Source organism: Segatella hominis, assembly GCF_004535825.1.
In the GTDB taxonomy this organism is placed as follows: domain Bacteria; phylum Bacteroidota; class Bacteroidia; order Bacteroidales; family Bacteroidaceae; genus Prevotella; species Prevotella hominis.
In genome coordinates, this window is sequence record NZ_SGVY01000011.1 from 69,163 (window position 1) to 90,328 (window position 21,166).

Annotated in this window: 15 protein-coding genes; 5 read left to right on the top strand and 10 right to left on the bottom strand. The window is 44.1% G+C overall.

Features of this window, described 5'->3' with window-relative positions; genetic code table 11:
• Positions 1-24: 24 nt before the first annotated feature.
• Positions 25-1,335 (bottom strand): M18 family aminopeptidase, encoded by a 1,311-nt coding sequence (locus EXN75_RS05995; RefSeq protein WP_134843143.1) that lies wholly within the window; start codon positions 1,333-1,335, stop codon positions 25-27.
• Positions 1,336-1,518: 183 nt separating this feature from the next.
• Here EXN75_RS05995 and EXN75_RS06000 point away from each other — a divergent pair, with 183 nt between their 5' ends.
• Complete coding sequence (locus EXN75_RS06000) at positions 1,519-1,713, top strand: outer membrane beta-barrel protein (RefSeq protein ID WP_118117088.1); 195 nt, start codon at positions 1,519-1,521, stop codon at positions 1,711-1,713.
• 197 nt (positions 1,714-1,910) lie between these two features.
• On the opposite strand, the gene EXN75_RS06005 is transcribed toward EXN75_RS06000, so the two are convergent.
• On the bottom strand, positions 1,911-3,407 hold the full coding sequence (locus EXN75_RS06005) for a C69 family dipeptidase (RefSeq protein ID WP_134843144.1): 1,497 nt from the start codon (positions 3,405-3,407) through the stop codon (positions 1,911-1,913).
• Positions 3,408-3,705: 298 nt separating this feature from the next.
• Here EXN75_RS06005 and EXN75_RS06010 point away from each other — a divergent pair, with 298 nt between their 5' ends.
• From EXN75_RS06010 to uxuA, 3 genes are all read left to right on the top strand, one after another.
• On the top strand, positions 3,706-5,052 hold the full coding sequence (locus tag EXN75_RS06010) for a DNA recombination protein RmuC (protein ID WP_134843145.1): 1,347 nt from the start codon (positions 3,706-3,708) through the stop codon (positions 5,050-5,052).
• 94 nt (positions 5,053-5,146) lie between these two features.
• On the top strand, positions 5,147-6,736 hold the full coding sequence (locus EXN75_RS06015; RefSeq protein ID WP_134843146.1) for a mannitol dehydrogenase family protein: 1,590 nt from the start codon (positions 5,147-5,149) through the stop codon (positions 6,734-6,736).
• Positions 6,737-6,767: 31 nt separating this feature from the next.
• On the top strand, positions 6,768-8,039 hold the full coding sequence (gene uxuA, locus EXN75_RS06020; protein WP_134843147.1) for a mannonate dehydratase: 1,272 nt from the start codon (positions 6,768-6,770) through the stop codon (positions 8,037-8,039).
• Here the strand turns inward: uxuA and EXN75_RS06025 are convergent, their stop codons facing one another.
• From EXN75_RS06025 to EXN75_RS06060, 8 genes are read right to left on the bottom strand one after another with little or no spacing between them, the layout of a single operon-like run.
• Positions 8,040-9,044, bottom strand: coding sequence for a serine/threonine protein kinase (locus EXN75_RS06025; RefSeq protein ID WP_134843148.1), 1,005 nt, complete (start codon positions 9,042-9,044; stop codon positions 8,040-8,042).
• A 28-nt stretch (positions 9,045-9,072) separates the two neighbouring features.
• Positions 9,073-9,639 carry a hypothetical protein gene (locus EXN75_RS06030; protein WP_134843149.1) on the bottom strand — a complete coding sequence of 189 codons (567 nt, stop codon included), beginning with the start codon at positions 9,637-9,639 and terminating at the stop codon, positions 9,073-9,075.
• A 39-nt stretch (positions 9,640-9,678) separates the two neighbouring features.
• Positions 9,679-11,376: a leucine-rich repeat domain-containing protein gene (locus tag EXN75_RS06035; protein WP_134843150.1), complete on the bottom strand. Its 1,698-nt coding sequence runs from the start codon at positions 11,374-11,376 to the stop codon at positions 9,679-9,681.
• A gap of 4 nt (positions 11,377-11,380) precedes the next feature.
• A complete protein-coding gene (locus tag EXN75_RS06040) occupies positions 11,381-12,361 on the bottom strand; it encodes a hypothetical protein (protein WP_134843151.1) in 981 nt (326 codons plus the stop codon).
• A 24-nt stretch (positions 12,362-12,385) separates the two neighbouring features.
• A complete protein-coding gene (locus EXN75_RS06045; protein WP_134843152.1) occupies positions 12,386-13,462 on the bottom strand; it encodes a L,D-transpeptidase Cds6 family protein in 1,077 nt (358 codons plus the stop codon).
• Positions 13,463-13,517: 55 nt separating this feature from the next.
• On the bottom strand, positions 13,518-14,435 hold the full coding sequence (locus EXN75_RS06050) for a fimbrillin family protein (RefSeq protein WP_134843153.1): 918 nt from the start codon (positions 14,433-14,435) through the stop codon (positions 13,518-13,520).
• Between the two features lie 44 nt (positions 14,436-14,479).
• Positions 14,480-18,004, bottom strand: a complete 3,525-nt coding sequence (locus tag EXN75_RS06055) for a fimbrillin family protein (RefSeq protein ID WP_134843154.1) — start codon at positions 18,002-18,004, stop codon at positions 14,480-14,482.
• Between the two features lie 13 nt (positions 18,005-18,017).
• Positions 18,018-18,893, bottom strand: coding sequence for a fimbrillin family protein (locus tag EXN75_RS06060; RefSeq protein WP_223176150.1), 876 nt, complete (start codon positions 18,891-18,893; stop codon positions 18,018-18,020).
• Between the two features lie 662 nt (positions 18,894-19,555).
• Between EXN75_RS06060 and EXN75_RS06065 the strand changes: the two genes are divergently transcribed.
• Positions 19,556-21,166, top strand: a 1,611-nt coding sequence (locus EXN75_RS06065) for a leucine-rich repeat domain-containing protein (protein ID WP_134843156.1), incomplete at its 3' end; no start/stop codon positions are given.

Consider the following 21,166-nt stretch of genomic DNA (forward strand, 5'->3'; position numbering starts at 1 on the left):
TCCGCAGAATCCGATGATTTTTTGTTATAACTGATAAAACATCGTGAAAGCCTTGACGCAATACTCGTGGTCGATTACGCTACCTGTTTCTCGACAACTGTGCATGGCGAGGATGGCATTACCCATATCTACACCCTTCAAAGGAATAGAAGAAGCGAGGATGTTACCAAGCGTACTTCCACCAGCTACATCACTGTGGTTTACAAATCGTTGGCATGGTACTCCGGCTGCATCGCAGATGCTGGCAAAGATGGCTGCTGATACAGCATCGCTTGCATACTTTTGTGCTGCATTGAACTTGATGACCAGACCGCCGCCAAGCATTGGGTGATTGGTCGGGTCGAACTTCTCACTATAATTAGGATGCCAAGCGTGGGCATTATCAGCAGAAATCATGAAAGCACGCTCTACTGCCTGGTAGTAAGCCTCCTCTGTGCCGCTCTGAGCAAGGGCAATGCGCTGGAGCATATGAGAGAGGAATGGACTTCCGGCACCCTGCTTGGTCTGAGATCCCGTTTCCTCATTGTCGAAGATGGCGAGAACGCGAGTTGTTTCAAATGCCGAAGTATCAGATGATGAAGTGGCATCTGCTGCAATCATCGCCTCTACACCTGCCCAGCACATAGATAAATCATCAAGTCTTCCTGAAGAGATGAATTCCTGATGCACACCGAAGGTGCAGGCTGGAGTGGCATCAGCCAGATAGAGGTCGAAGTCGAGAATATCTTCTTTCTTGATATTCAGTTCGCCTGTAATTACATTCATCAGGAGATTTCCCTTCTCCAGTTCATCATTGATGATGCCAAGGATAGGGAGAACATCCTTTTGCTTGCTCAATTTTACACCATCATTCACCTGGCGGTTGAAGTGGATGGCAAGATTGCTGATTTGCAGCAATGGGCGCTGAATATGAAGAAGGAGTGTCTGAGGATTCATGGCGTTCTCACCTTTTACAATCACTCTACCAGCTAAAGTCAAAGGGCGGTCGAACCAGGTTGACATGATAGGACCACCATACACCTCGGTATTTAGTTTCACGATGCCACCCTCACAAAGCATCTCTGCATTTGGCTTGATGCGGAAGGTAGGAGAATCGCAGTGAGCGCAAATCATGTGGAAACCGCCATCTGCCAATGACTTCTTACCGATTTGGAAAGCATAGATAGAGGAATCGTTCTTGGTAACAAAGAACTTGTCGCCAGCCTCAACCTTACCCAAAGGCTCCTGTGGGTTGATGCGATGGAAACCATTCTTCTCCAATTCTTCAGAGATATTCTTCACTGCCAGAAAGTTTACTGGAGAAGCGTCAAGGAAGGATAATAATCTTTTAATCATACTTTATGTCTTTATTCTGTTTTCAAATTGCCGAATGCAGCTTATCTTATGCAAAGATAATGCAAATGAGCGCAATGAAAACTTGTTTTCAAATTGCTGAGTGCAGCTTATCTTATGCAAAAATACAACATTTATTTTATTTAATCTCATAATTCTACTTGTTTTTCATTTTTTTTTATCAGAATGAACATAGACATGGAATGGAATAGCCGTGGAAGCAAGGAGAACATGAGGCTCAGTTCTTCTTCCAGCCTCAAAGCCAAGCTTTACAAGGCTTTCTGCAAGAATCGTTTCTCGGTTACGCTTGAAGCTAACGACATCTTCAACATAAGCAACCATGACATACAATTCTATAGCAAGGATGTTACTCTTTGGTAACACAGTTCGAACGATAGCTGTTAAGGAACAAGATGCTGATCAAGAGGAATTGAATCGTTTCGAAAAATAAAGAAATATATTTATATGAAAATAATGAAGCCTGCTTCAATGCGTGTTGAAGCAGGCTTCGCTGTTGATTGAAGTAAGTTTCGATGGCGAATGAAGCTTACTACGTTTTTATGCTCATTTGTATTCCTTTATGCTCCGTGGAAGAGGTATTCCTTTTGAATCTTCTCCGTGAGTCGAGTAAAGAGTTCTTCCACCAATTCATCTGCCACTTCGATGGCGTGGTTCAGAACCTCATCTGAGAAGTGCTGCAAGAGGTCTTGGGCTTTTATCGGGCTTTCCTTGTAAAGCTTCAAGTACTCTGTTTCCATCTCCTTCTGACGTTGGTCGTTCTCAGCCTCCAACTTGGCGTAAGCATCCTTAATGATAGGAGCGAAGGCATTATAGTCGGTCATGCCGAGTGTCATCACCTTGCGGAAACGCCAGTAGGCACTGTCGTCCTTGCATCTGCCATTAGCCACATGGGTGTAAAGCTCAGGGAAGGTTTTTACTCCCTGGTAGAGTGGGAGGAAGACGCTGAGATCGCCCATGCCGAATGCGACGTAGGTGATGTGACCTATGGCATGAGGCAAATCCTTTCTTACCTGGATGATGTGGGTCTGCGTGGTGCGGAAGATAGATACAGGGCGATAAGGCTCTTTTCCATTCTCATGCAGATATGGATCATGATCGGTATGGTCATAATGGAAACGGAAGGCGGTGCGGAGGTCGGTGAGCGAGATCTTATGCGCAGCCTTGGCAAAGACAGGGAAGGTATTCTTGGTGACATCATTCTGGATGGCTGGTGAGAACATCTGCTGTAAACCCCATACACGTGGATAGTTATAGGTGGTGTCGAGTTCCTCATCACGAGAGTATGCCTTATGGAAATCGAACTTCGCCTTACCATGCTTGTCTTTCTCTGCCTCGGCATCATTTGGATCGTAAAGACCATTCTTCTCGGCAAACTCTATCAAGTCGGGTGCTGCCATGAAGTTCTCCTTGTCCTCTGGTGCGTAATCACGGAAACGGCTTTGGTTACCGGTAACGAAGTACTGGTCCTTTGGCATACGGCAAGCCAACCACTTATGTCCGCAAGCATTCTCCAGATACCATATCTCCTTGTCGTCGATGAATCCGATGCCGAATCCTTCTGCCGAACCATATTGCTCGATGAGCTTGCCCAAGCGTGCAGCTCCCTCACGAGCGGTGTGAACGTATGGCAAAACGATATTGTAGGTGCAGTTCTCGGCAAGTCCATTCTTCACGTATGGGTCAAAGGCAAGTGCTTTATCGCTTGAAAAGATGGTCTCTGTTGAACTCATGCCCACGCCAGCCGTATTGAATCCTGCGCTTCCCCATTCGCCAGGGAATTGGTAATCTGGCAATCCTGTATATCCCAAAGCCTCCTTAGGTAGTGGACAGCGGAATTTGCTGTCCTTTGCCACAAATTCCTCAGAGCCAAACTTTGTATCCTCATGTACTTCGATGTTGATGGCCATCAGCGCATCGAAGTCGCTGGAACGGCAAAGGTATTTGGCGCCATCTGCACTCTGCTCTTCGCCTACGATGATGGTGGTACACTCAGAAGGCAGCTTGCTGGCTCTCTTCTCTACATTCTCGAAAGAATTGTTTATTTCTTTTTTCATAATCGTTATGTTTTATGAATTGTATGGCTGCAAAAATACAGTTTTTCTTTTAAAGTACAAGATATTTTCAGCAAAATTAAACTTTAAGTTCTGTTGCGCAGTGTGCAGCAGAGAATATTCAAGGCATAAAAAGTAAACCAAAATCAGTTCGCTCCAGGGGAAATAGTCAAGGTGAGTGTGGATGTAAGGAATAAGTTAAATAACTACAAGAATCTCCTTGGAAGTTTGGCATTATGCTTTTAAAACATTATTTTTGCAAAACGTAATAATTGTAGATTTTTAGAAAAATTCAAAAACAATGGAGATAGTAATCGGAATCATCATAGGGCTTGTCATCGGATTTGTTGTTGGCAAGCTGATGGAAGCTAAAACTGGTGGAGAGGAAAAAACACAACTGATAGCAAAAGTGCAGGTACTGGCGGCTAACATTGAGCAGGATAAACTACATCATGCTTCTGAGATGAAAGGTATGAAGGATTCTCATGCTTCTGAGGTTCATTCCTTGAAAACTCAGATGGAGAACGAGCGACAGTATGCTGCGAAACTTCGGGCAGAGAGCGACCAGCAGTGGGCGCAGAAACTCGAAAACCTCAAGCAGGAGATGCAGCGGATGAATATCGAGCAGCAGCGGGTGGCTGCAGAACAACTGGCTGCCAAGCAATCGGCTTTGCAGGAAAACAACCGTCTGCAGATGGATGAACTCTTGAAACCGATCAAGGAACAGTTTGCTGATTTCAAGAAATCGGTGGAGGAGAGCAAAACGCAGAATGAAGTAAACAAGAAAGAACTGCAGAATACCTTCGAGGCTACGATGAAACTCTTTCAGCAGGAACAGCAGCAGGCTGTATTGAGCCTGAAAGAGCAAACGTCCAAGATTGGTTCTGATGCAGCCAATCTTACCAAGGCATTGAAGGGAGATAGTAAGATGCAGGGTGACTGGGGAGAAATGGTCTTGGAAACCATCTTGGAGAATAGCGGATTGAGAAAAGACGAGGAGTTCTTTATCCAGGAAAACACCAAGGACGAGAATGGCAAGAATTTCCGCCCGGATGTCATCGTCCGATTCCCTGAAGGAAGAAGTGTGGTCATCGACTCTAAGGTTTCGCTTACTGCCTATACGGATGCCCTTGCTGCTGAGGATGATGCAGAGCGAGACAGATTGATGAAGGCACATGCACAGAGTGTTCGCAAGCATATTGATGAATTGGCTGAGAAGGATTATTCCAAACTGGTAGAGGATGCCATCGGTTTTGTGCTGATGTTTATTCCGAATGAAACCAGTTATATTGCTGCTATGAGACAACAACCGGAGTTGAGTCGCTATGCTTATCAGAAGAAAATCATTATTATTTCTCCAAGCAACCTCTTGATGGCGCTACAACTCGCTTATAATCTCTGGCAATATGATCGCCAGAATAAGAACGTGGAGAAAATTGTTAAGACTGCTGCCGATTTATATGATAAAGTTGCTGTCTTTGAAGATACTTTTACCAGTATAGGTGATTTAATTACCAGACTCTCTGGAACCTTTGATAAGGCTAAAAAGCAACTTTATGATGGCGCCGGAAATGTCATGCGAAGGGTGGAAAGTCTGAAAGGACTTGGTGTAACTCCGAAGAAGCAACTGAAGGCTTTAGAGAAATAAAATGCCTTTTTAGGTGGCCTGTTTTTCATCTACATATATGGTACATAATATATAGGAGTAAATATACATAAAACAATATCAAAAGGATTTCAATATGAAACTAAACGACATTCTTTCTAACAATTTTAATGCTGAAGAATGGGAGGCGAAAGGTTATCAGCTTCCTCAGTATGACATCGCTGCTGTAGCCAAGAAGACTCATGAAGAGCCTACTTGGGTTCACTTTGGCGCAGGTAACATTTTCCGTGCGTTCCCTGCCGCTATTCTCAACGATGCACTTAATACGGGTAAGTATGACCGTGGTGTCATTGTGGTTGAAAGTTTTGACTATGAAATTATCGATAAGGCTTATCGTCCTTACAATAACCTCTCTCTTCTCGTAAGCCTCCAGTCTAATGGAACCATTGAGAAGAAGGTCATCGCTTCTATCACAGAGAGTCTCAAAGCCGACAAGCAGTTTGGTGAAGACTGGGCTCGTCTGGTTCTGATCTTCCAGGCTCCAAGTCTGCAGATGGTAACTTTCACCATCACCGAGAAGGGATATTCTTTCAATGATGCAGACTTAGCTCGTGGCCTTGATGCAGTATTTGCTATGGGTAAGTTGACTGCCCTCCTTTATGAAAGATACAAGGCAGGTAAGTTGCCTGTCACCCTTCAATCTACTGACAACTGTTCTCACAATGGCGATCATGTAAAGGCTGGTGTGAAGGCTTATGCTGAGCGCTGGGTAAAGGATGGCATCGTTGAGGCTGGTTTCCTGGATTATATCAACGATAGCAGCAAGGTTACATACCCTTGGTCTATGATAGATAAGATTACTCCACGTCCTCATGAGAAAGTGCAGGCGATGCTGGCAGAGGATGGCTTTGAGGACAACGAAACCATCATCACCGAAAAACATACTTTTACAGCTCCTTTTGTGAATGCTGAGGAGGTGCAGTACCTCGTTTGTGAGGATACTTATACCAATGGTCGTCCACCATTGGAGTTGGGCGGTGCACTCTATACCACCCGCAAGACGGTGGATGAGGTAGAGACCATGAAGGTAACCACCTGTCTGAACCCGCTGCATACTGCTATGTCTATCTATGGTTGCATGCTCGACTATACTTTGATTTCTGCCGAGATGGCTGATGAGGACCTGCGTACCTTCATCCAGAAGATGGGTTATATCGAGGCGATGCCTGTGGTAACAGACCCAGGAGTCTTGAATCCATACGAGTTTATCGGTACCGTGATCAATAAGCGTCTGCCAAACCCATTCATGCCAGATGCTCCTCAGCGTATCGCTACTGATACCAGTCAGAAACTTTCTATCCGCTTCGGTGAAACTATCAAAAAGTATATCGCTCGCGGTCTCGACAAGAGTAATCTCGTATTGATTCCATTGGTATTAGCTGGTTATGCCCGCTATCTCAAGGCTTTGGATGACAATCTGAAACCATTCGAGCCATCTTCCGACCCATTATTGGCTGAACTTCAGGCTATTGTAGCTCCTCTGGAAGTAGGTAAGGCAGATCAGGACTATTCTTGTCTCAAGAATCTCTATACCCGTAAGGATGTATTTGGTCTCGATCTCTACGAAGCAGGTTTCGGAGAGCAGATAGAAGGCATGGTGAAGGAACTCTTTGCCGGCAAGGGTGCTGTAAGACAGACATTGCATAAGTATGTTTCTGCGAGATAATTCATTTTCAAACTTATACATTATATAATATATGGAAAGAACATGGCGCTGGTTTGGCAAGAAAGATAAGATTACGCTTGCACAGTTGAAACAGATAGGTGTTGAGGGCATCGTTACCGCATTGCACGATGTTCCTCTGGGCGAGGTTTGGACGCGTGAGAAGATTCATGAACTCAAGGAGTACATTGAATCTTACGGTATGAAATGGAGCGTGGTAGAGTCTTTGCCTGTGGTTGAAACCTTGAAATATGGCGGTCCTGACCGTGATCATCAGATTGAGGTTTATAAGGAAAGTCTCCGCAACTTAGGTGAGGAAGGCATCAAGTGCATCTGTTACAACTTCATGCCGGTTTTAGACTGGGCACGTACCGATTTGGCACATGAGAATCCTAACGGAGCCAACAACCTCTATATGAACTGGGGCGAGTTTGCCTACTTCGATATCTATATCCTGCAGCGTGAAGGCGCTCGTGAAGATTGGGCTGAGTTCTCTAAGGAACACAAGTGGGGTAGAGACCTCGTGGCTGAGGCTGATGAAATCAAGAAGACTTCTACGCCAGAGCAGGATCATGCTTTGGTAGAGAACATCATCATCAAGACCCAGGGCTTTGTATCCGGTAATTTCAGCGAGGGTGATGCTGCTCCTGTACAGAAATTCCGCGATCTCTTGAAACTTTATGATGGCATTGACAAGAAGAAGTTGCAGGAGAATATGAAATACTGGCTGGAGGCCATCATGCCTATCTGCGATGAGTACGATATCAATATGTGTGTTCACCCAGATGATCCTCCTTATCCAGTATTCGGATTACCAAGAATCATTGGTCGTGCCGAGGATATCCAGTGGATGTTGGATGCTGTGCCAAATAAGCACAATGGTTTGACATTCTGTGCTGGTTCATTCTCTGCCGGCGAACACAACGACTGTGTGGTTATGGCTAAGCAGTTTGCCGATCGCACTCACTTCGTTCACCTGCGTTCTTGCTACATCTTCCCTAATGGCAACTTCACGGAGGCTTCCCACTTAGGTGGTCGTGGCCATCTGATAGAGCTTTGCCGCATCTTCGAGAAGGCAGAGCAGGAAGGCAAGTGCAATTCTGGTCGTCGTCTCCCTATGAGAGTGGACCATGGTATGACCTTCACCGATGAGCCTGGCGGCGTATTCGATGAGAGTAACCACGGACACAATGCGGGTTACACTCTTCTGGGTCGTATGTTTGCCATGGGTCAGATTCAGGGCGTCATCGCCACCGTGGATGATGAACTCGGTATTGAGTACAAACAGCCAGGATTTTATGATTAGTTAATATGGATTCCAGAGTTGAACATCCATAACTTTGTTGCCACTATGGTTAGCGCTATCTCCTTCGAGGTACTGCTCCATAGTGGCTTCTTTTTGTTTGGTCACTTGGTGCCGATAATAGTAGGATATGCCAATGGCTACAGCCAAGAGAAAGACTATGCAGCCAAGAAGTATGATGACATTTCGGTTCTGAGGCTTTTCTAATAGTCTTTTGCGCAGAATCTCAATGCTGCTTGGGCGCAGCAAGGGATTGTGGGTAGTGCATATCTTAGCAATTTTCTCCAGTTTTTTATCTCCGATAGATGTGGCTATTTCTGCGATGACCATTCCCAAGGAAAAGATATCAGTCCTCGGTTCTGCCTTTGCGTCAGGCATGAACTGTTCTGGTGCGATAAATCCTGTAGTGCCAGCAGGATGCTTGAGAATGAAGAATGCATCGCTGTCTGATAGTCCGAAGTCGATGATTTTCACATTCTGTCCTGTATGAGTAATCATAATGTTGGATGGCTTGAGGTCCCGGTGTATAATCTGTTTGCTGTGCATATACTCCAAGGCGTTCATCAACTGAAGGATGATTTTACGACCAAGTTCATGGGTCATTGCTTTCCTGTTGATGAGGCTTTTGAGCGTCTCGCCGTCTATGTGTTCCATCACGATGGTGGTTCCTAATTCTGGAAGTTGCTCAAGGCTGAGGGTTCTACAGATATTGGGGTGTTCCAACTCCAATCCAATCTCAAATTCCTTGGTGAGGGCTTGTTGATAGACTGGTGTGTAAAGAAAGTCCTTCTTGAGGCATTTTAAGACGTAGCGTTTGCCGTATTTGGTGGCAGTGAAGAGTCGAGTGTGACCGGATTGAGACACGTAGTATTCCTGTAGATTACTATAGGTATTTTCTATAGGAGTGGATTCAGAGCTGTTCGTATCCTTGTCGAGATCTTCTGTATATCCAGAGTTTGACTCGGGATCATTGTTTTTTCCTGTTACTTTATCTTGCTTGTCTGGCATATTCTGAAAAGTTGATTTAGCGTGATTATTACTTCATGACATTGATAAGTGTGAGACCGCCATTCCTTCCTGCTACAAAGGCTGCTGTTCGTTTGCCTTTTCTTTCTATATAAGGCAGATACAGAGGCTGTTCCTTGATAAAGCAGCCTGTGACAAACTTGTCGCCTATCTGCAACTTACTGTTTTCTGATCTCAGGACTTCATAGGTGCTTTCACCCAAATAGCGAAGTCGCAGTATTCGGTTGGGACTCCAGCCGATGGATATTTCCTTTCCTTCTTGCAAGTCGTTGCTTATCACTTGTTGTGCCATGAAAAAGGATGAGTTATACTTCGTGCTGTCCTTCAGCCATTTTGTAAACTCTGCGTAGTTATTGTAACCTATATATTGAGCCAGGGCATCAAGTGTTATATTTCTTGGCTTGTGGTCGTCGTTTACGTAACCGTATAGGCGTTTGAGGGTGGAGGAGGATATGCTCTTGCCCCATTTTTGTTTGAGGTAGATAGAAAACTCCTCGAAGTCAGTAGTAGTACAGAGCATCTTTCCGTATTTTTGCTCGATGAGCGATTTCAATTCTTCTATTTCTGGAGTTGTCATAATCTGTCGTTTTTATAATCCTTTTTTATCTGTTGTTTATCACTTGGAAGAGTCACTTTTGATGTTCTTGAATTGTTTCCAAATAACATCTCCTTTGTAAAATGCAGCTTTTCCTGTTGGCACATGAACGATGCAGGTATTGAGAAAACTGGTGCCTCTTGTGGTGAAGGCATGTGAACTGCATACTGGTGGAAGTTTTGCCTCCACATAGATGTCGGTAAGGGGGCAGAGGTCGAAGGCATAGTCAGAAATAGCCTCTGTCTTACTGCCTATCCTTACTACTTTCAACTGTTTGCAACCTTGGAAAGTGCTTGTCGGGATTCGTTTCAGGTTGGCAGGTAACTTTACTTCTTTTACCTTGCTGTCCATAAAAGCTCCTTGACCTATTTCGTTCATGTTGTCAGGAAGAATGAAAGTCTCGATGCTGCATTCCTTGAAGGCATAGTTACCGATAGAAGTGATGGTGCTTGGCAAGGAATATTCTCCTTGCTTGCCCATTGGAAACCATAAGATGTTGGTTTGTTGTGCATTGAGTAACACTCCATTGACGCTGCTGTAGTTGGAGTTGGTTTCTGAAACTTCTATGTCTCTCAGCGCCGTACAACCGCTGGATGGCAGCAGATTGCTTACCGAAGCAGGTATTTCTATCTTGGCGAGTGACTTGCAATTCATAAAGGCATCCTTTTCGATGGTTGTGACATCTGTAGGTAGGATAACATTTGTGAGATAATCGCAATTGGCAAAAAGTCCTTGTCCGATAACGTGGTCTTGGACATATCTGTTAGCCCCGTATGGTCCGCCTCCAGCCACAATTTTTACATCTGTCATATCTATGGAGGCTAATTTGCCAGGAGTGTCGCTCTCGTCTAAGTTTCTTCCCATCATCTTTCTGAGGCAATTCAGGTCGTCTCCATTCATTTGACCCGCCAAGGTGAGTGATGTGTAATCATATAGATTGTTGCTCAAAAGGGACTGCAATTCACCTGCTTCTTTAAGCATGATGGCATCGTTTGTTGTTGTATAGGTGATACAGTCACCGATTGTTTCTCCCATGCGGCTTTTGGCATACGGCCAAATCTTATAGGTCGTATTGAGAGTAAGTTTTCCTATAAGGAGTTTCTGTTGTCCCAAGCCTCCAGAGTAGTTGGTAAGAATTTCTTTTGTGGCATTTTTACCTGGAATTTCTTTCTCCATGTTCTCTTTTTCAGACTGGGTTTCTGTAGCGCTTTGGGATGCCAATTCGTAGTAGCATCCTGTTTCGGTAATGTTCTCTCCGCCATCTTCCAAGATGTCGTAACTGACGAAGGCACTTGTTGGGCCATGACTTAACAAGGTTGTATTTCCTACCTTTGGCTTCTCGTTGGGTAGTGTCGTAAAGTTCATCATGTTTCCAGATGTGATGGTTCGTCCATTGCTGCCTTGCAACATATAATAATAGGTGTTGCTTGCAATGAGATTTTTCAGACGAACGGAGACGCTGTTTTGCTTTGATATCTTTTCACTTTCTGTTGTGATAGGGACAGTCTGGTCCATATTCTCCGTTGTTCCATATCTGAAATAGAGTTGAGGCATGTCAGCATCTCCTTCTATTTCGGCAATACCGTTCAGGGTCGCTTCATTTCGAGTGATGTCGGTAGCAGCCAAAGTCGATAGGTGCGGCTCCAGGTAAGATGGCTTGTCGCTGCTGCATGAAGCCATGAGTATGATAATCGCAAGATTGATGATAAGATGTTTCATTTCTTTAAAATATTTTGATTCCCAATCCGATACAACCTTCCCATTGTTTTCCTGCAATGGTCATGGTGGAGGCTGTCATAGTAAACCTGTTGAAGGAAGCAAGTACACCTGCTTCGGCTGATACGCCCTTATGGGTCAATCCTTCGTTGAGGAGATATCCGCCACCTTCGCTTTCACTCCTTTGCCAGGCAGTTGCGCATCGTCCGTATCCTATGCCTTCAAAAAATCGTATGTTACGACTTATATGGTGGATGGCTCCAAGGGTCAGCGTGTAATTGCTATGTCGTGTCTCGCCTGTGAAGTAAGGCTTAGTGCCATTGGTATCGATGCTTCCGTCTTTTTGGCAATTGCCGTCTGTATTCCCGATGGTTCGTAAGTCGCTGCTCGCATGGAGGAAGAAACCATGGCGTTTCATCATGGCAAAGAAAATTCCGTATGATGGACCGTCTTGGTGGAGTGCCACAGTAGCTAAGGTGTAGATGGAGAGAGGCATCTTGGGCTTAGTTCGTGGTATTGTTATCGTGTCGGTCACGGTCTTTACTTCTACGATGGTGTCGTGAACTTCCGTGATCGTTGGTTTGGGGAGGTTGAGCTTCAACTCGTAGGTCATGCGACTCTCCAAAGGCTTGTCCAACTTGTAGTCTCTAATCACGCCCCATTCCGGGTGTTTCAAGGTTAGCATCTTGGTACCTTTGGGTAGATAAAGCCATATTTCGCCCACTTCGTCCTTGCGTTTCACAATTCCTAATGGGGTGGAGAAAGCAAAGTCGGTTGGCGCCTCTACCTTCATGAGTGCACAAGCCTCGTCATTGAGGTCGCGTACATTGTCAATGAAGGCGCTTACATCGTTGGGTAACAAGCGGAAGCTTGCTACCGAGAAGTCTTGGGCTGAACTGGAGAAGGGCATGAGTAGTAAGAACATGATGGTAATCATGATTCCCGCTTTCCTTTTCTTTACTCTTTTGATGGTCTTTTCAAACTTCATACCTTAATTATATTATATGTAAGTCTATTGTAAATTGAAGTCTTGTATGTTGATGATGTCTCCACTCCCTCCTACCGTAGAGGCAGGTTGCCATGTTCTGACATGGATGAGTGGCATCGATTTGTTTCTGAAATCCCACAACAGAAAGAGATAACCGTCATCATAGTATCGGTCGCTCTTGTATTGTTGTCTCAGAGTTACACCATAAATGCCGTCCAAGGTAGGATGTCGCATGATACGAAAGCCTGAGAACTTGACCTCTATCTTTTGGTTTGTTGCAAACACCTTGTTGAGACGGTTGATATATTCGTGCTTGGAATGGATGGCGTATGTCACCTTATTCTCAGCTTGTATCTTATTGTCATTTGCTGTAGTCTTTACTACATTGCCCACGATGATAAGTGCCTTGTCGCTAAACACCTGTCTTAGGAAATCAATGTCTTTGGTGGTGTAGGCGGTGCGGAAATGTTCGCAGTAGTTGAGGATAGTGTGGCGACGGTTGGCGTCGGTTTCGTTCAACTTGCCTTGCATGATTTTGGCTGCTTCCTTGTAGAAGGGGTTGTTTTGTGCCATCGTGTGAAGATCCACTTGCGAGAGCACCTTCCTCCTATTGGACTGTTCGGTTGATTGCACCATAGATGTTCCTTCGTGTACGGTTGTTGTTGCCCCTTGATAGGTTGCATTTGTGTTAGATGGATTTTCTGATGATGTGTTGGCGGAACTTGTATTCAAGTTCTTATTGTTCTCATGAACGGAAACAAAGCCCTCATGAGTGAAAGTCACCATACCTTGTCGGTCAATGAAACCCTCTCGATGCGAGACTTGTTCCCGAAATCGTAACAGTCCGTTGCGAAAGCGAGTGTCGAGCAGACAGTTGCGTAGGGGGATGACGAACAGTTCTTTACCATCGGCATCCTCCACGACATAGCGCTTGCCGTCCTTTCCGTAGTCTTGTTCCACTAATTCCAGTCCTTCGTTCAAGCCATACCTTGTTTCTTGTCTGTCATCTTCCTGGGAAGTGAATGACGGGAGCCACAAAACTACAAGCCATGTTCCGAGAGTGAGAATTAGTAAAGACAAAACATATATCGTTTTTCTCATTCGTTATGATAGTCAGTTATTTCCTATTTCTATGATAATCTTTGTATAGATGAAACTATTGCCAGTTCTGGATTTCTCCACCAATTTCAATCTTCACTTGGTCAGGGTTGTCCGAAATGATAAGGTTGACGAGGTGCTCTGTTCCCGGTTTGAACTGGAACTTGCTTTCAAAGAGATAGCTTACGCCCTTCATTACGACTTCGATGAGCGGCATGCGATTCTCAATTCGTTGCGGAACGATGATAGCGGAATATATGTAGTTGTCATCTTGGTGGGCAATGATGGACTGGCGATAACCTTTCATATAGCGCGTTGCTACACCAGCCTGTAGGTCGATGGTAGCAGAAGGAACAGTATTATGAACATATACAGCAGCAGTTGTAGGCATCTCTCCTTCGAAGTCTTCTCCCTTGATGAGTCTGATGGTCAGTTTGCTCATGATATGCTTGAAATTGAGAGGTACTGGTGCTGTTGACGCAGCTATTCCTTTGGTTGTAGCAAAGAGTAAATCGCTTGCCTCGTATCCGCCGAGTGATGTCCCTGATTTATGGGTGCTTTGGTCTGTACTCACATTGAACGGTTGGTCCTCGATACTACTCAATTTATTGATATAAGGGTAGTAAGCATAGGCATTGTAAGTGCCTTCGTCCCAATACAGAGTATGAGCAGGGGTCCACTTGCCACCATCGTAGGTAAGGGCAGCATTGTTCACGAGGTTTCCGCCGATTTCGAGAGGTAAGTCGGCTTTTGCTACGAAAAGTCCTATCTTGTCATTTTTCTCAAAATCAGTTTCCGTAGCACGTGTATTCTTGGGGGTAAGTTTCTTTCCTGGGTGACTTACCGTAAAGGTCATCGGAGTCGATTTGGCATCCAGGGAATGAGCATCTTGAAGATTTTCGTCTCCGCAAGATGCTAAACCTAAGATGAGGCTCCATGCTATGCACGTATGTTTGATGATATGGTTTCGTCTCATGTTTCTTCTTTTTATATTTCTTTTTTCTTATGAATGAGAAGAAGTTATTTGCGTCTTCTTACTTTTTGCATTTTCAGAGGACTTCCTTTGTGGAAAACAGGAGCGTGCTGGTAGGTTCCTGCTATTCGTTCATCTCCATTCATTCCAAAGGCACGACTCTCCACCACACCAGCGTCTCGCTTGTCATTCTTCACGAAATCCTCGAAAGTGAAAGTCTCTCCAGCGTACTGCTTGATACGCTTCACGATGCTCTCACGGCTGATGGTGCTATAGTAAGGAATGTCGTTGTTCATGCAAGAGTTCGGTTCCGAACGGAAAACGCCTCTGGTGTGCATGAATCCACCCTCGTAAATATCCACGATATCGCTATAACGGTCGTCGTAGATGAGGTGGCTCCAATCCACTTCGTGCATTTTGCCCGTAAGTGAAAGGTTGTCGTACCATCCAAGACTCTTAGCCCAGTTGAACTCATCCACGTGCCCACAGCAAGAACATCCACAGGCATCAATGAAAGCATTGTGGTAAATGTATTCATCGCCGAGCTTGCCAAATCCATGACCGCCTGCCTCATGCTGGATGACTCCACGAGTGTCGAGTGGATAGTCATACGTGCTAAGAGGACAAAAAGCGATGGCTGAGCCATCTGCCCACATCTGGGTGATACCACCATAATCGGTAGAATTCGGTATGATGATGATAAGCGTCTGGTTCAAGTTGTCCTTGTTGACGGTAGGTGCACCTAATACGTAAGAGAAGATCTCATCGTAATCAGCTTTCAGACCTACGCCCGCAGTAAAGGTCGTATTGAAGCGATTGTAACGAATCGTGTTCACTGTTCCGATGCCACTTTCTGTAGATAGCGGCATGGCTGTGTAGATGTTGAAATATTCACGATATGTCTTGTAGGGTTCGATACCAAAGAAATATTCCACTTCTTGCTGGATATTCTTCAGATAATCACCATTAGCAATGTCCTTGGCATTGTATCCATCACCAATCAATACGATATTGATGCCACCGTTTTTGCCCTTTGTTGCCTTTTGCAAGGTAACCCATTCGTCCTCGCCATATTCATATCCATATTGCGATACATTGCACTCGTGCGTGTATTCCTTGTCTTTCAGTTGGAATACTACTTTTCCATTACGGTTGCCAGCCCCTTTTGCCATCGACTTGATGGTCAATGTCACTTCCGTCTTCTTGTTTCCGTTGGAAGGAGAGACCTCGCACCAGTCTGGTTTGCTCGCTACCTCCCATTCTCCCTCGGCATTGATAGTCAAGGTCTGCTTGTGTTCTGTGCTGAGGGCGCAAGCCACGGAAGGGCGACAAACCAACTCATGGTGGGCAGCGATGCGCTTGAAGTCACGCCATCCGTTGGCAGTCTGGTATTGGGCGATGGCAGACTCTGGTACTTCGACCGTGAAATTGTCCTTGGCAATTCCCTCGAAAGCATTCTCCTCTATATAGGCAGGCATGTCGCCACGACAAATGATGGAGTTGATGCCGTAACATCCACTGAAAGCATTTTGTCGTATGGTTTCCATGGACTCCGGAAAGATGATGCCTTCTATCATATTACAGTTGGCAAAAGCAAATTCCCCAATGCTTTGCATGTCTTCCGGAAATTCTATAGTGCCCATTAATCTCCAGTCGTTGGCGAAGGCTCTGCTGCCTATATGACCAATGCTTGAAGGTAACTTCAATTCGCCGGAAAAATCATTGTTGCCAAAAGCATTGTCAGAGATGACTTTCAGGCTTTTTGGCAAGTGTAGCTCTCCTCTGAAATGACAGTCGGCAAAAGCGTCATTAGCAATGTTGATGATGCCATCATGCAAGGTAAGTGTTCCATTGAAGCCACATCCGTGAAAGGCCTCGGAAGGGATGGTGGTAATATTTTGTGGGATAGTCAGAGAACCTGTGAGTCCTGAGCATCCTTGGAAAACACAGTTCGCTATTCTCTTAAGATGTGAAGGCAACTTTAGTTCACCATAGAATCCCGAACAACCTGCAAAGCAATATCCTCTGATAAGTTCCAGGTTGTCTGGTAACCTAAGATTTCCTGTGAGATTATTACAACCTTGGAAAACTCCTCCGTAGTAATCTGTTCCTTCGTCTTGCATGTCATCCTCGCCTCGATTCCCTAATTTCTTGAGAGTAGAAGGAAGGGTCAAGGTGCCATTGAGACCAGTACATCCTTTGAAAGCTCCACGACGTATCTCAGTTACTCCTTCCGGAATGACCAAAGACCCCGTGAGGTATTTGCAACCATAAAAGGCATTTGAGCCTATAGACTTGAGGTGGTCTGGCAGTATAAGCCTGTTGAGGCTGTTGCTTCCTCCTGTGGTTTGGATGAAGTAAAAGGCACTGTTAGGGATTTGATCGTCCTGATTTTCTTCGTATTCTTCATTTCTTCCATAAGCCTTGATGCGAACTTCCTTTAGGTTTAAGGCAGAAAGGCGAGGCATGGAATCACGCATGAAGTAGAAGTCTTTGGCATTGATTTCTCCCGTAATCTTGAGGTTTTTTACTTGGGTATAGTCCTTTTTGGCTGCCACGATGGCATCTTTCAATCCTCCAGGAGTAGAGTTGATGATAATATATTCTTTGGCAGTGGCATTATGACTCACGAGGTCGCTCTCCCAAGGGGTGATGCTCTCGCTGATCAATGTCAACTTGTAATCTCCGCTTGTAGATAGTTTATCCACCTTGATGCCGAAGTTCATCATCTTTCCTGCTTGGTAAGTGAAGTCGCCGGATTTAGAAAACTTGTATGGCTCTCCTCCTATGGTTATACTGAAGAGGGTAGTGCCTGCAGGTATGGTCTGTGGAATGACGATCGTGCGCCATTCATTGTTGTGTTTGGAAGGAATGGTGGCTGTGTTTTCCACGCTGCCTGCTACTTTTACTTCTCCTGTGGAAAGGTTGATGCTTGCTTTACGAGCTACATTGGCAGTCAGAACCGTCTTCTCGGTGTTTGCCCACTCCTCGTCGGTGAAACCGGAACCTTTCACCAAGGTCACCTTGGCATTCGACATGCGGTGGGTCAAAGGCAAACGAATCGTGTTGGCGGTAGGAGTGACATCAGCAACTTTCCCCCAGAGGAAGTCGCTACTTTCATAGCCTCCCATTTCACCATCTTTCGATTCTTTGCTTTGGTCTTTCTGTACCTCGAATGAGCAGTCTTCTATGCTCTCGGGATTGGCAATAGGGTAGTATCCGTAGATATCTACGTGGGTATGCTTGTCTTTCCAGTAGATGTCGTAGGCAGAATTCCACTTGTTCTGGGATTCATCGAAGGTGTGCTGTACATTGTCGGCACGGTTGCCGCTCACTTTCAATGTGCCAGGGTAGTCACCCTCATAATCTACGATATAGACTCCCATCTTGTCGCCATCACAGAATCCATTGTCGTTTACTCGGGTAACGGCAAGTTGCTCAATGTCTCCTGACAACAAGATGCGATTGCTATCTGGCTGCTTTTCATCATCGAAAAGGTGGTCGCTGCATCCTGTCAGTATCACGATTCCGACGAGTAATATATATAATAAGGTGTATTTTGATAATTTCATTGATATTTCCTTTTTAGTTGGCAGTTCCGCCGTAGTCTATACCATCATCTTCCCATTGGGAGATGTTGACATTGATTCCACTGCTCGATTTGCTGAGCGTGACGGTGAAATTATATTTTTTCCCCTTCTCGAAAGCGTGGAATTTGGAATTTCTTGTAAGGTAATAGTTGCTGCCATCTACGTTGATGGTAATGAAATTCCCTTCTTTTACGTCTTGAGGTACGATGATAGCCTTGTAGATACAATCTTCCTTTAATGGAATGATGTCTGTATCATTTCCTGTTGCGGTGACCACGCCGGTGGCGAGGTTGACCAAGGCAGTACTCTTGAGTCCATTGATTCTGACATTCACAAGGGATGATGCAAGCGATGCGTCGGTAAAGCCATTGCCAGCTTTCAGCGTGATGAGGGCTTGGCTCATCATGTGCTTGGCTTCTATCTTCACAGCTTGGTCTGTAGGAGCGACATTTAAAGTCTTGCCAATCAGCATGTCGCTGTTCTTGTAATCGGCAAGGTCGCTTTGGTCGGCTTTTACTTGTAAAGGCACGGCAGTCACATTGTTTATGTATTTCTGGTAAGGGTAATACAGATAGAAGTCGGCATGGGTAGTCTCGTCTTTCCAATAAATAGATGATGCTGCTTTCCAAGTTCCATCGTAGGTGAACTGCATATTGTCTATATAATTGCCGAGGGTTTTCAAACTGTTGGCAGTACCATTTGCCTCTCGATTGACAACAAACAATCCTATTTGATCACCAACCTCAAAAGCTTCGTCCGTTGCGCGAGTCGCAACAGACGTATTGATACTGATGGGCAGTTTCTCTTTAGTTGTAGGAGAAGGCTGTAAAGGGTCTGTCCCGCTTCCGCCTTCTGAAGAGCATGCACCCATTGTTAGTAGGGTGCAAATGCATAGAGATGTGTATTTGAAGTTTACCATTTACTTTTATGATTTATAGTTATGTGTATTATGTTTATGCAGTTAGCGTGCAATTAACTCAGTGCAAAGGTAGAAAGAATATTGGAATTATGCAAGTTCACGTTGGTTCATTTGTGCGTTTTCCTTATTTTTTTGTGTTATAATACTGCTTTATGAGTTGAAAAACTGCAATCAAAAGGGGAAGAAACCGTATGGAAGGGTTTCTGCATCCTTATAAGAGAGTTGATACACCCTTATGAAAGTGCTAGTATATCCTTATGTAATCTTCGTTCAACGCCTTTGAATGTCCGTTCAACGTCTTCGAACGGCGGTTCAACGTCTTTGAATGTCGGTTCAACGTCTTTGAACGGAGAATTGATAAGGATGCGGAAACAAATTCATGTGGTTTAACGATTTTAGTTTGTGGTTTACCGTTTTTAGTTGCCCTTTCTTAGTACTATTTTTTATGATTTGTTATGTGTTCTCATATTGTTTGTTTTCCGAAATGATGGCTACGGAAAATAGCAGTGAACCAGCGCAAGGCAACTTTTTTACCTTATGAACCATTATGGACTTGATAGTTTCAAATAATCTCCTTACCTTTGCCTTCACAACGTAAACTAAAATGTAAATTTATGAACAAAAGTAAATGCTTATTCATGCGATTGGCTTTGATAATAGGGCTTATCGTACAAAGTGCTCTTTTGCAAGCGAGTACATTGATTGATGGGTTGTACTATGACTTGGATACGTCCAATCGTACGGCCACAGTGACTTATGAGGTTGATGGAGCGGGCAATTATGCCTCTTTGTCGGCTAATGTTAAGATTCCAGAGAATGTCGTGTATAATGGCGTGACCTTTACTGTGACGAAGATTGCTGACAAGGCGTTTGCAAATTGTACTGTGATGGAATCAATTAGTATTTCTGGTTCTGTTGCTCAAGTTGGTAATTTGCAATGGTGGAAATATAAAATGGATAGCTCTGAACTACCATTTTATAATTGTACTTCATTGAAGAGAGTGAGGTTTGAAGATGGTGTGCAACCTATCGTATTAGGTTCGCACAATTATGGTGGTACTAGTCCAAGTCAGGATTATTTAGCTTACAATAAAGGTTTGTTTTCTTCATGTCCATTAGAGGAAGTTTATGTCGGCCGCAATATAACTTATTTAGAGAATGTGGACTATTCTTTTGAGGCTAATCCTCAATATTATGGTTATTCCGCTTTCTATAACCAACCTAAGTTGGCAAAGATTACGATTTCTCCATCTGTAACAGATATTCCATCATATTTATTTAAGGATTGTAAGAATCTTGTTAATTTGAAGATAAGTGGTTCTTTGGTAAAGATACCTGAGCATGCTTTTGATGGGTGTAATATAAGTTCTCTTATTTTGCCAAACTCTGTCGAAACGATTTCTGATTATGCTTTTACAAATAATGTAGGCATGAAATCAGCAAATATAGGAACTGCTGTGAAAATAATTGGCAATAATGCTTTTAGCGGTTGTACGGTATTAGCTGATATTACTCTTGGCACCTCTTTGCAGTCAATTGGCAATGAAGCTTTTATGTCTGTTGGCTCTTTAGCGACATCGTGGAAATCTCTTATTTTTCCAGAAAGTTTGACTTCTATCGGAAATAAAGCTTTTTATGGCAGTGGGTTAACGGATATCACAATACCTAATAAAGTGTCTTCTTTGGGAGAATCATGTTTCGCAGAAAATAAAAATTTGCAGACTGTTTTTGTAGGAAGAGGATGTCAAATTCTTCCTAAAAATATATTTAGTGGATGCTCATCTTTGAAACAAGTGCAGTTGTCTGCGGGATTATTGACGATAGATGATGCTGTGTTCGCTAATTGTACGGCGATTGAGTCGATAAGTATTCCTGGTACTGTTGCTCAAGTTGGTAATTTGCAATGGTGGAAATATAAAATGGATAGCTCTGAACTACCATTTTATAATTGTACTTCATTGAAGAGAGTGAGGTTTGAAGATGGTGTGCAACCTATCGTATTAGGTTCGCACAATTATGGTGGTACTAGTCCAAGTCAGGATTATTTAGCTTACAATAAAGGTTTGTTTTCTTCATGTCCATTAGAGGAAGTTTATGTCGGCCGCAATATAACTTATTTAGAGAATGTGGACTATTCTTTTGAGGCTAATCCTCAATATTATGGTTATTCCGCTTTCTATAACCAACCTAAGTTGGCAAAGATTACGATTTCTCCATCTGTAACA